11 protein-coding genes are annotated in these 12433 nt (G+C 60.4%); 2 read left to right on the plus strand and 9 right to left on the minus strand.

The window, feature by feature from the left end; all coding sequences use genetic code 11:
* Positions 1–23: 23 nt before the first annotated feature.
* The 9 genes from C9422_RS02185 to C9422_RS02225 form a co-directional block, all read right to left on the minus strand.
* Positions 24–1439 carry a DUF1254 domain-containing protein gene (locus C9422_RS02185; RefSeq protein WP_116579537.1) on the minus strand — a complete coding sequence of 472 codons (1416 nt, stop codon included), beginning with the start codon at positions 1437–1439 and terminating at the stop codon, positions 24–26.
* Between the two features lie 73 nt (positions 1440–1512).
* Complete coding sequence (locus C9422_RS02190; protein WP_116579538.1) at positions 1513–1983, minus strand: thioesterase family protein; 471 nt, start codon at positions 1981–1983, stop codon at positions 1513–1515.
* A 70-nt stretch (positions 1984–2053) separates the two neighbouring features.
* The gene (locus C9422_RS02195) at positions 2054–3196 is read right to left on the minus strand and encodes an acyl-CoA dehydrogenase family protein (RefSeq protein ID WP_116579539.1); all 1143 of its coding nucleotides are present in this window, start codon (positions 3194–3196) and stop codon (positions 2054–2056) included.
* A 109-nt stretch (positions 3197–3305) separates the two neighbouring features.
* Entirely contained in the window at positions 3306–4871 is a 1566-nt protein-coding gene (locus C9422_RS02200) for an arylsulfatase (RefSeq protein ID WP_218279137.1), read from the minus strand.
* A gap of 67 nt (positions 4872–4938) precedes the next feature.
* On the minus strand, positions 4939–5523 hold the full coding sequence (locus tag C9422_RS02205; protein WP_116579540.1) for a DUF2889 domain-containing protein: 585 nt from the start codon (positions 5521–5523) through the stop codon (positions 4939–4941).
* A 63-nt stretch (positions 5524–5586) separates the two neighbouring features.
* Positions 5587–6414: an SDR family NAD(P)-dependent oxidoreductase gene (locus tag C9422_RS02210; protein WP_116579541.1), complete on the minus strand. Its 828-nt coding sequence runs from the start codon at positions 6412–6414 to the stop codon at positions 5587–5589.
* Between the two features lie 34 nt (positions 6415–6448).
* On the minus strand, positions 6449–6868 hold the full coding sequence (locus C9422_RS02215) for a MaoC family dehydratase (protein ID WP_116579542.1): 420 nt from the start codon (positions 6866–6868) through the stop codon (positions 6449–6451).
* Positions 6869–6877: 9 nt separating this feature from the next.
* A complete protein-coding gene (locus C9422_RS02220; protein WP_116579543.1) occupies positions 6878–7318 on the minus strand; it encodes a MaoC family dehydratase N-terminal domain-containing protein in 441 nt (146 codons plus the stop codon).
* Positions 7319–7382: 64 nt separating this feature from the next.
* Positions 7383–8570: a lipid-transfer protein gene (locus C9422_RS02225; protein WP_116579544.1), complete on the minus strand. Its 1188-nt coding sequence runs from the start codon at positions 8568–8570 to the stop codon at positions 7383–7385.
* 436 nt (positions 8571–9006) lie between these two features.
* Here C9422_RS02225 and C9422_RS02230 point away from each other — a divergent pair, with 436 nt between their 5' ends.
* Both C9422_RS02230 and C9422_RS02235 read left to right on the plus strand, forming a co-directional pair.
* A complete protein-coding gene (locus C9422_RS02230) occupies positions 9007–10857 on the plus strand; it encodes a DUF1302 domain-containing protein (RefSeq protein WP_116579545.1) in 1851 nt (616 codons plus the stop codon).
* 26 nt (positions 10858–10883) lie between these two features.
* Entirely contained in the window at positions 10884–12251 is a 1368-nt protein-coding gene (locus C9422_RS02235) for a DUF1329 domain-containing protein (protein WP_116579546.1), read from the plus strand.
* Positions 12252–12433: the final 182 nt, after the last annotated feature.

Here is a 12433-nt window from a genome sequence, read left to right on the forward strand (position 1 = left end):
GAGCGAGGACATTCGTGGGGCAGTCAATCCATCTGCTTGACTGTCGGTGGCTGCCAGGTCTGGTTCAGCACCGCGTCGTCCGGTACGTAGGCCCGGAGCGCCAGGTAAAAACGCCCCTGCCTGGGAGAAGGCAGCCAGTTGGATTCCTTGTCCTTGCCCGGCGAATCATTCTGCAGATAGAGACTCATCGAACCATCGGCATTCTGCTTGACCCCTGGCGTGCGATCCCGAATCGCATAGCGATTGATCGGGTTGTCGACCAGGTTTTTATCCGGGCCATACAGGGTCAGTGACCAGAATTCCTTGACCGGCGGCAGTTGGCCCTTGGCGAAATGCAAGGTGTAGCGCTTGTTGCCGTCAAGCGGCTGACCATCGACATCGGCATACGCCACAATGTAAGTCGCCTCCTGCGGTTCATTACAGATGATGCCCCCGGCGGCACAGATTGCCCGGCCACGGAAGTCATCTTCGAGGCCGGCGCGTCCACCGTTCTTGCGCGAGAAATGCCAGCCGTTGACGGGTTTGTTGGCCACGCCTGCCGCAGACATCCCACCCACCATGGGGCGACCACCCTGCGCAGCACGAGCCAGTCCGCGCTTGCTCGCTTCATCAAGCAGCTCGAGTTGGCCATTCAGGCCGGGGCCGATACCCACCGTCGCAAACAGCTCGAGCAGTTGCTTGTCCTTGGCCGCAGGCGGGTTCTGCGCCATGGCCTGGTTGATCGTCTTCCAGTCCGCCAGTCGGTCGCGCTGGCTGTCGACGGGCACCTGTACATCGCGATTTTCAGGCAGTGTCGCGCCGGGCTTGTCCCACAAACTCAGGGGCACGACCTGGTACTGGTCCTGCAATTTGTTGACGGCCGCAACGTCATTGCGGTCCTCGACAAAGGTGCGTCCGAACACCAACGCGTGGGGCGTGCGGGCTCGAATCACACCTTGCACATTGGCCGGAGTTTCCCCCTGCCAGTCGGGGCCGACGATGAGGAACGCGCCCGCCTTCGATCCCGTCGTTCGTTTGCCGACATAGCCAAAGTTGTCGGCGTACATGTCCGCCAGCTGGAACACGAAATAGCGCTCGCCCATGTCAGGATGCGCCAGGACTACCGGCTCCTTGCTCAGGTCGAAGAAGCCCCATGAGTACAGCGTATCGTTGTTGGGCGAGCCGCCATCCTTGTAGTCGGCATCGACGATGTCCCTGAAGTGGTAAAAATGGTTGGGGGCCGCATACGGGAAGGACGCCGCATCAGTGGCCCATTTGTGCCGCAACGTCGCCAATTGCAGGATGGGGAAGGCGTAGATATACGCCTGCACGCCGACCGAGTAAGCGTACTGTTCTTGCCAGTCGCCTACAGGGGGGATCGTTTTTTCATCTTTAGCCAGTGCCGGTGTCAGCATCAGCGCAAGGACGAGGGGTGAGAGGGAGGAACATGAAATTTTCATCGTTGAGCTCTTCCTGTCGTTCAATGAAAAAAGAGGCAGGTCCGTCCGGCTCGAAGGCGAATGGAGATGCCTGTTACGCCGATGTCGCCGACAGCAGCTCACAGCCATCAACCTCGACCATCCTGCTGCGCAGATGATCGGGTACGGTGACGCGCTCTCCGGTCTGGTTCACCAGCCAGACGCAGACCGAATAGCCGTGACCGACCAGTGAGCCGTTCCACACCGAAAACTCCATGCGAAAACTGGTTTTCCTGATCCAGGCAATCCGCGCGCACACGAGGATTTTTTCACCCTGGAACACCGGCCGGTCGTAGGTAAAGCCAACGTCCTTGATCACCGGCCCCGGTGTATCCGCAGTGAGGCGTGGCACACCGATTTCGGTCAGATAGCCGACCCGTGCCTCTTCGCACCAGGTGAGGTACGCACCATTGTTGGCATGGCCGTAAGGATCCAGGTCGCTCCAGCGCGTCTCCAGTTCCTTGGCGAACCACCAACCCTGCTCTACGCCGTAATGCGCCCGGTTCGCTTCGTTCAAATCATTCATTGCACTTACCCTGTCCATTCATCGTTTGGCGGTTGCGCGGCGGCCTGGCGCTGCGCAACCGCTGTCAGTCTCAGAGCGTGCGCGCCACGAGCTCGCGCATGATGTCGTTGGCCCCGCCATAAATGCGCGTCACGCGGCTATCCAGGTAATGCCGCGCTACCGGGTACTCGAGCATGTAGCCGTTGCCGCCGTGCAGTTGCAGGCACTGATCGACCACCTTCGAATACAGTTCCGAGCAATACAGCTTGGCGGCTGCCGCGGCTTCGCTGGTCAGCTTGTGCGCCAGGCACAGTTCCATGCAGCGATCGACGTAGGTCTGGCCGACAGTGATCTCGGCTTTCAGGTCGGCGAGTTTGAAGCGCGAGTTCTGGAAATCGATGATCGGCTTGCCGAACACGGTGCGGCCACGGGTGTAGTCGATGGTGTGATCGAGCACGGCCTGGGCACCGGAAATGCTGCTGACGGCAATCGACAAGCGCTCCCAGGCCAGTTCCCTCATCAACTGAATGAAGCCCTGCCCCGGTACATCGCCGAGCACGTTCGCTTTGGGTACGCGCACATCCTCGAAGAACAGCATGGTGGTGTCCTGCGCATGCAGTCCGACTTTTTTCAGCGGCGTGGATTTGCTCACCCCCGGCCGGTCAGCCTCGACCAATATCAGCGAAATATCCTGCGAGCCCTTGCCGGTATTGCCGGTCCTGGCCACCAGGACGATGATGTCGCAGTTGGTGCCGTTGGAGATGAAGGTCTTGGACCCGTTGATGATGTAGTCATCGCCATCGAGCACCGCGCGGGCCTTGACTGCTTGCAGGTCGGAGCCGGTGTTCGGTTCGGTCATGGCCACGGCGGCAATGGCTTCGCCGCTGGCCATTTTCGGCAGCCACTGCTGCTTCTGGGCTTCAGTGCCGAAGTTGATGAAGTAACCGGCGCAGATGTCATGCACCGAAAAACCGTTCAGGCCCGTGGTATTGGCGAAGGCGATTTCTTCGGAGGCGATCATCGAGAAGCGACGATCCAGACCCAGTCCGCCATACGCTTCAGGGGTCGTTGCGTTGAGCATGCCGAGTTCACCGGCACGTCGCCAGATTTCGCGCGGTACGCAGCGGTTTTCTTCCCATTGCTCGTGAAACGGGCTGCACTCTTCGCTCAGGAAACGGCGAACGGTGTTACGGAACTCTTCGTGTTCATGCTCGAACAAAATACGGGGGATCATGGCTTTTCCTCAGGGACAAGAGCCGAACATTGCCGGCCAGGCTTGTCCACGATAGGAAATGCCGAGGGGGTACTGTCCCCCTCAGGGAGAGGGGGACGATTGGCTGTTGTCAGTTGGCCGGTGGTGTCAGTTTCTGCAGCTTCATCATCGCCTGTTTCACCGCCAGGCTCTGATAGCTGATATTGGCGGCGTTGAGGCTCACGCCTTCCTGGAACGGGTACTGCGCAAGGGTGGCCATGAACGCCTGGATTTTGTCCTGGATCGGCACGAACAACCACATCTGGTCGCCAGCCCAACGCGCAGACATTGCCGAGTCCCGGCGAGCTGTCTCGAAAGGGTCAGCCTTCAGATTGGTAACCACCGGCACATTGGTGACCGTCCGGGTTGCAGAGCCGAAGGAGCCGGTCATGCTGGCAAAGGTCACCTTCCAGTCACGCCAGCGTACCGCGTTCAATTCGCCGCCCATGCCGAAGTAGAAGTACTCCTCGCGCGGGCTCTCCTTGGCCTCACCCTTGAAGAAAGGCAGGAAGTTGTAGCCGTCCAGATGCACCTTGTAGGGTTTGCCGTCCAGGGTCGTGCCCTTGGCAAGGTCCTCGCGCAGCTTGGGCAGGCCGGCCGCCGCGGCCAGGGTCGGCATCCAGTCGTTATGGGCGATCAGGGCGTTGGAGTGACTGCCCGGCTTGATCACACCGGGCCATTTCACCAACAGCGGCACGCGGTGCCCGCCTTCGTTGGTGGTGCCCTTCTCGCCATTGAACGGCGAGGTGCCGCCATCCGGCCAGCTGACCTTCTGTGCGCCGTTGTCGGTGGTGTAGATGATGATGGTGTTGTCGGCGATGCCCAGGTCGTCGAGCTTCTTCAGCAACTGACCGACCTGCCCGTCGTGTTCGACCATGCCGTCCGGGTACAGGCCGATGCCGGTCTTTCCATCGGCTTCCTCGTTCAGGTGGGTCCAGACATGCATGCGCGTGCTGTTGAACCAGACGAAGAACGGTTTATCGGCCTGGTGCGCCTTGTCGATGAAGTTCCCGGTGGCCTGGACGAATTCCTCGTCGATGGTTTCCATACGCTTGCGGGTCAACGGGCCGGTGTCCTCGATCTTGCCGTCGGCATAGGAGTGGACCACCCCACGCGGGCCGTACTTTTTGCGGAATTCAGGGTCTTTCGGATAGTAATAGGTCTCGGGCTCTTCCTCGGCATTCATGTGGTACAGATTGCCAAAGAACTCATCGAAACCGTGTTGGGTCGGCAGGTGTTTGTCGCGATCACCCATATGGTTTTTGCCGAACTGCCCGGTGGTGTAGCCCTGCTGCTTCATGACGTTGCCGATCGTTGGCGCCCAGTCCGGGATGCCGTGCTCGGAGCCGGGCATGCCGACGGTCAACAGGCCGGTGCGGAACGGATGCTCGCCGAGCAGAAACGCCGAGCGCCCGGCGGTGCAGGATTGTTCGCCGTAGGCATGGGTGAACAGCACGCCCTCGTTGGCGATGCGATCGATGTTCGGCGTCTCGTAGCCCATCATGCCCTGGTTGTAGGCACTGAGATTGGAGTAGCCGATGTCGTCGCCGAAGATCACCAGGATGTTCGGTTTATCGGCGGCCAGCGCAGTGGACCCCCAGCACCACATCGACGTGGCAAATAGCAAAGCAGGCAGCCATGTTTTAGTGCACTTCATGTTGCATCTCCATTGTTGTTATTCGTTGGGATCAGCACAGGTTTTCAATGTCACGACATGGCCAGGGTCAATCTTTTTCGGATGTACCGGGCTCGTAATGGTCCGGCCACAGCGTGCGCACGGCTTCGCCATCGGTGCGATAGGTGTGGCAGGTGCCGATGACCCAGTGCTTCGGGCGTTTGAAGCCAGGTTCGCGGGTCTCGCGCAGGCGCAGCTGCTCACGCAACAACGGTGCGGTGGTCTGGATCAGGGTGGTGGCCATGGGGCCAAGCAATTCGGTCAGATGCGTACAGCCGCGCTCGCCGCCGACGCGTTCAGCCACCCGTTGTTTGAACCCGGCACCGATTTTCAAGCCCTTCAAAGCCGCGTAGGCGTGGCTGATCTGCTTGCACATGGGTGCGGGCGTGATTTCAGAGCGCGCTTCCACGTGCTGGATCACGAGGTTGGCGTCCACGGTCATCACGATGACCATCTGATGCAGCGCCCCGCCGGCCTCAATGGTGCCAAAGGGCATTTCGGTTTCTCTGCCCTTGATGTCCAGCAAACGTCCTTCAATGTCGAACAGGCCGTCGCTGCGTAAATACCCGGTGCAGGTGACGGTGCGGGTATGCAGCAGTTGCCGCACGGGAGTGGTTGCTTCGTCGTCGGTCATCGAACAGCCTCGCGCCAGAGTCGGGAAAGGCGACCGTGCAACACGGCCGCCGTTGCTTTCTGATCAAACCGTACCCAGGCCGCCACCGCAGACCAGTACCTGGCCCGAGAGGTAGTCCGATTCCGGGATGCAGAACAGATACACGGCGTTGGCCGCTTCGTCCGGGTTGCCGGGACGGCCCAGCGGAATCATGGATTTCGAAGCTTCGACGGTGGCCTGACTGATGCCGACCTTGATTTCCCGCCCTTCGATATTGATGAACTTCGGATCACCTTCCACCGGCAGGGTCATACGGGTTTCGATGTGACCGAAAGCCACCGCGTTGACGTTGACCTTGTAGCGTCCCCACTCCTTGGACAGCGCCTTGGTCATGCCCAATACACCGGCCTTGGCCGTGGAATAGTTGACCTGGCCGGGATTGCCACTGGCCGATACCGAGGAGATGTTGACGATCTTGCGATTGACCACACGGCCTTCGGCAGCCTCTTGTTTGGCCGCCGCGCTGATGATCGGTTGAGCCGCGCGCAGGATGCGGAATGGCGCGGTGATGTGGCAGTCGATGATCGCGTACCACTGCTCGTCGGTCATCTTCTGGATCACGCTGTCCCAGGTGTAACCGGCGTTATTGACGATGATGTCGATGGTGCCGTAGCTGTCCATCGCGGTCTTGACCAGGCGATCGGCGAAGTCAACGGCCGTCACGCTGCCCACGCAGGTAACGGCGTCACCGCCAGCAGCGCGGATTTCTGCGACCACTTCCTCGGCCGGCGCGGCGTCCAGATCGTTGACCACGATGCGGGCACCTTCGCTGGCCAGTTTCAGCGCCACGCTGCGACCGATACCACGGCCGGAGCCGGTGACCAGGGCGACTTTACCTTCGAGCTTTTTCATTGTTGGGTTCCTGCCAATGTTTTTGTCATTGAGTTCAAGCTACGGCGACGATGGCGTCACCGGTCAGGCGAGGTTCGCCGTATTGGTTGTTGCACTGGATCTGCAGGCGCACGCGTTTTTCGCCGTCGGCTTCGTATTTCTCGACAATGCGCCCGGTCAGGTGCGGGACATGGCCGAGCTGGGTGATACCGACAAAACGCATCGACAAAAAGCGGATCTGCGCTTGCGGCACCCAACCGGTCAGCAGCCGGCCAAGGTAGGCGGCCGACAGCATGCCGTGGGCAAACACATCGGGTTGGCGCGAGCGGCGTGCGAAATCGAGGTCGATATGCACCTGGTTGTGATCGCCCGACGCACCGGCATACAGCGCTAGCGTGGTGCGATTGACCGGTGGCAGCTGCAACGGCGGGAGTGCGTCACCCACCTGTAGCTCGCTGTATAGAGGGATCGTCATGTCTGCTCCTCAGCGCTGCACCACCGACGAACGAACGTCGGCGATGTGCTCACCCATCTGGTTGGTCACACGGGTTTCGCTGACCACGAATTGCAACGCGCCGCCCTTCTTGTCGTAGACGTCGACAATCCGGCTATCGAAGGTCAGCACGTCGCCGGCGAACGCCATCCGGTGATAGGTGAAGCTTTGCTCGGCATGCAGGATGCGCCCGAGGTCAAAGCCCATGATGCCTTCGACGATATGGTCGGTATCCCGGCCTTCACGCTCGAGGCAAAACAGGAACGTCGGTGGCATCGGCAGGGATTTGTGCCCCGCCGCCCTGGCCGCCGTTTCGTCGGTATAGACAGGATCGGTTTCACCGATGGATTTGGCGAAGAAGCGCAGGCGCCCCTTTTCCAGCTCGGCAGTGGTCACGCCGAGCGAACGGCCGATCAGACTGATGTCTGCCATTGCACTGGGTTCCTTGCAGGTGAATGGGAAAACGCGCGCTCCAAGCGAGCGCGCGTACAGCTGATCAGCCGCGACCGAACAGGGTCACGATGCCTGCGCCACCCAGACCCAGGTTGTGTTTCAGCGCGTGCTGCAGGCCTTCGACCTGACGGTCACCGGCGGTGCCGCGCAGCTGGTGGGTCAGTTCATAGCACTGGGCAAGACCGGTGGCGCCCAGCGGATGTCCCTTGGACAGTAGGCCGCCCGACGGGTTGACCACGACCTGGCCACCGTAGGTGTTGTCGCCATCCATCACGAACTTCTCGGCGCCGCCTTCAGGGCAGAAACCCAGGCCTTCATAGGTCAGCAGTTCGTTCTGGGCGAAGCAGTCGTGCATCTCGCAAACACGAATGTCTTCCGGACCGACACCGGCTTTTTCGTAGACTTCCTGCGAGGCGCGCTGGGTCATGCCGACGCCGACGATGCTGATCATCGACGGTGGATCGAAGGCATCCGGTTTATCCGTGACCAGCGACTGGGCGAGGATGGTCACGTCGGTACGCAGGCCATGTTTCTTGGCGAAACGCTCGGAAACGATGATCGCCGCAGCACCGCCACAGGTCGGTGGGCAAGCCATCAGGCGGGTCATCACGCCCGGGAAAATCACCTGGTCGGCCATCACGTCTTCAGTGGTGATGACTTTCTTGAACACGGCCAGCGGGTTGTTGGCGGCGTGACGGCTGGCCTTGGCGCGGATGGCCGCGAAGGTCTCCATCCTGGTGCCGTACTTTTCCATGTGCTCTTTACCGGCGCCGCCGAACAGGCGCAGCGCGTTCGGCATGGCATCGCCTTCCGGGAAGATCTGGCTGGACACGGCCATACCCTTGCCGTAGGTGCCTGGACGGTCCAGCCAGTGATCCTTCAGCGCGCCCGGCTGCATCTGCTCGAAACCGAACGCCAGCGCGCAATCGACGGCGCCGCTTTCCACAGCCTGGCGAGCCAGGTACAGGGCGGTCGAACCGCTGCCGCAGTTGTTGTTGACGTTGACCACCGGGATACCGCTCAGGCCCACTTCGTACAGCGCCGACTGGCCGCTGGTGGAATCGCCGTACACATAGCCGGCATACGCCTGCTGCACCAGGTTGTAATCAACGCCCGCATCCTTCAGGGCCAGGCGAATGGCCTGCGCGCCCATCTCGATGTAGCTGAGGCTGGCACCAGGCTTGGTGAACTGAATCATGCCGACGCCGGCTACGTAAGTTTTCTGCGACATCATTTTCTCCAAGGTCAGTTGAAAGGCTCCGTTCGTCGCGTTGGTCTGGCGGCGATCACAGCAACCCCTGGATCGATAGTTACGTAAACCGGCCTGACTCCTGCCCCCTCCTGTTGAGGGGGATGGGTCGAACTGCCCTGCATGGCTGGCAGCACGCCCGAAAAACACTACAGCCCCCCTCCCCGCCACCTGTCTTACCCCCCTCTCCCCGAGGGGGCATCGCTCGCCTGCATTGCGATTAGCGTTGCCCCCAGCTCGACCAAAAACAACAACAAAAATCACACAGGTAGCCGCAACGTGACTCTCGTCCGCACTGCATCAGATTCAACTCCACCACGGCATTTTTGCTGCTGCTCTCACCTGCTCAACCGCCGCGAACAACCCGGTCAACTGGACTGACTTCCCGTCGTTTTGAAATTTGCAATTGGAGCGCCACATGACAATAAGAAAGTACGAAGCCTTCCAGCCGCAGTTGCTGGCGGTGGCTGTCGCGCTGGGCGTTAGCGCTCAGGCACAGGCCATTGATTTCAACATCGGGGAGATTCAGGGGCAGTTCGATTCGTCGCTGTCGATTGGCGCCAGTTGGGCCGCAGCCGATCCGGATCCGAAGTTTGTTTCCAACTTCAACTCAGTAGGCGCAAACGGCAACTCGTCGGCACGCAACGCCGACGATGGCCGATTGAATTTCAAGAAAGGCGAGACCTTCTCGAAAATCTTCAAGGGCGTTCACGATCTGGAGTTGAAATACGGCGACAGTGGCGCCTTCGTGCGCGGCAAGTACTGGTACGACTTCGAGCTCATGGATGAGCACCAATCGTTCTACGACATCGACGACCATGGCCGCGATCGTGCCGCCAAGTCTTCAGGTGCGATGTTCCTCGACAGTTTCATCTACCACAACTACACGATCGACGATCTGGCAGGCAACGTACGCCTGGGCAAGCAGGTGGTGAGTTGGGGGGAAAGCACCTTTATCAGCAACGGCATCAACGCGATCAACCCGGTCGACGTGACGGCTTTGCGTCGCCCGGGCGCAGAGGTCAAGGAGGGCCTGATCCCCGTGAACCTGCTGTATGTGTCACAGAGCCTGAGCGAGAACTTCAACGCCGAGGCGTTCTATCAGCTGGAGTGGAAAAAGTCGGTCGTCGATAACTGCGGGACCTTCTTCAGCGTCGACCCGATCGCCAAGGGCTGTACTGATCGCAACGTGCTGGCCGGCCTCGACCTGGCGCCCGGTGTGGCCAGCAACACCGCGACAATCCCCCAGATCAATGCCGGGGCACTGGATGATGTTTACCTGCCGCGCGCCAAGGACAAGGATGCTCGCGACGGTGGCCAGTACGGCCTGGCCTTGCGCTGGAACGTGCCGGAATTGAACGACACCGAGTTCGGCGCTTATGCCTTGAACTATCACAGCCGCAGCCCCTCGGTCAGCTTCACGCAAAACACTTCGACAGTGCCCGGGCTGGCCCAACAGGTTCGCGCGACCCGCTACTTCGTCGAGTACCCCGAAGACATCCGCCTGTATGGTTTGAGTTTCGCCACCAACTATGAAGGCGTCGCGTTGGGCGGCGAAGTCAGCTACCGCCCCAACCAGCCCTTGAGCATCAATGGTGCCGATCTGAACTACGCAGCCACCGGCGTTTCGCCGCTGACGCCGGTGTTCACCTCCGGGTTTGCCAGCAAATCTGCCGGCGCCTACTTGCCTGGCTACAAACGTATGCCTGTGACCCAGGCGCAATTGACCGCCACCAAGTTCTTCAACCAGGTCCTGGGCGGCGAGCGTCTGACCCTGATCGGTGAAGTGGGCTACACCCACATCAGTGGCCTGGGTGCAACCGACGGCACCGACCTGCGCTTCGGCCGCAGCACCACCTTCGGCCCCGGCATTTTGCCGGGAGCCGCCGGCGCGGCCACCTGCGCCGGCAGCCCGACACAGGTTCCCGGCGCGCCCGCCGGCACAACCCGGCCGAGCAACCCGCAACAGGAATGCAACAACAAGGGCTTCTACAGCACCAGTTCCTGGGGTTACCGCACGCGCGCCAGCCTGAACTACCCGAACGCCATCGCTGGCGTCAACCTCACACCGAACGTGGCCTGGTCCCATGACGTCAATGGCCGCAGCCCGACCTTCGAGGAAGGCGCCAAGGCGATCAGTGTCGGCCTGGATGCGGATTACCAGAGCACCTACACCGCGAGCCTCAATTACACCAACTTCTTTGGTGGTGATTTCAATACCCAGACTGACCGCGACTTCCTTTCACTCAGCTTCGGCGTGAACTTCTAACAGGCGTCAGACGGAGGAAATACAGCATGAAAACCACATCCATGATGCAAGCGGGCGCTTTGGCGCTAAGTCTGTTGGCCACCAGCGTAATGGCCGCGGTCTCCCCTGAAGAAGCGGCCCAGTTGGGCGCGACGCTGACTCCGCTGGGCGGGCAAAAGGAAGGCAATGCCAACGGTAGCATCCCTGCCTGGACCGGTGGCTTGAAAACCAATGCCGCACCGGTGACCAATGGGTTCGTCGGCAACCCGTTCGAAAATGAGAAACCCTTGCTGGTGATCACACCGGCCAACGCCGAACAGTACAAAGACAAGCTGACTCCAGGCCAGCTCGCAATGTTCAAGCGTTATCCCAACAGCTACAAAATCCCGGTATACCCAACCCACCGCACCAGCTCATCGCCACAAAAAATCTACGACATCGTGAAGAAAAACGCGGTGTCTACGCAGCTCGTCAATGACGGCAACGGCGTCGGCAACTTCGGTGATGCGCATTACTTCCCCTTTCCGATTCCCAAATCCGGCGTAGAGGTCTACTTCAACCATGCGACCCGTTATCGCGGGGGTGGCTACACAAGAGGAACCGCCCAGGCCGTTCCTCAGCCTGACGGCTCATACATCATCGTCCAGATTGAAGAAGAAATGGGCTACCCGGAAAAGATGCAGGGCGTTGATCCGGCAACAGCGGCGAACGTATTGTACTACTACAAGAACACCATCACCGGGCCGGCGCGGCTGGCCGGTACTGTATCGCTGATCCATGAAACCATCGACCAGATCAAAGACCCCCGCCAGGCCTGGGTCTACAACGCCGGGCAACGCCGAGTACGTCGCGCGCCGCAACTGGCCTACGATGGGCCGGGCTCTGCATCCGACGGCATGCGTACCTCCGACAACGCCGACATGTTCAACGGAGCACCGGATCGCTATGACTGGAAGCTGGTTGGCAAGAAGGAAATGTACATCCCCTACAACAACTACAAGCTGCAATCACCCGACGTGAAATACGCTGATATTCTCAAGCCGGGGCATATCAACCAGGATCTCTCGCGCTATGAGCTGCACCGCGTCTGGCATGTCGAGGCCACGTTGAAGCCGAGCCAGCGCCATATCTACGCCAAGCGCGATATGTATTTCGACGAAGACAGCTGGACGCTGGTGGAAGCCGATCACTACGACGGCCGCGGTCAACTGTGGCGAGTGGCCGAAGGCTATCCCTTCAGCGACTACGTGAACGGCATCACCGTCTATGCCGTGCAAAGCATCGCCGACCTGGTCGCTGGCCGTTACGTCGCATTCGGCATGATGAACGAGACCGGAAAAGGACCGAACTACGACGTCAGTTACAAGCTGGCGGACTTCACGCCCTCGGCGCTACGCAATGCCGGCGTGCGTTGATCGTTGATCTCTGACCTGTAGGAGCGAGCCTGCTCGCGATGGACGTTAACGATAACGCGCCCTGTCTGAATGATCGCGTTGTCCGGCCGTTCTTCGCCAGCAGGCTGGCTCCCACAGGGAGAGCCCGGGTTTACTCGGGACCTGTGGCCACTGAAGCCCCCTGTAGGAGCTGCCGCAGGCTG

The organism is Pseudomonas sp. B1(2018), assembly GCF_003097365.1.
Lineage (GTDB): Bacteria > Pseudomonadota > Gammaproteobacteria > Pseudomonadales > Pseudomonadaceae > Aquipseudomonas > Aquipseudomonas laurylsulfatiphila.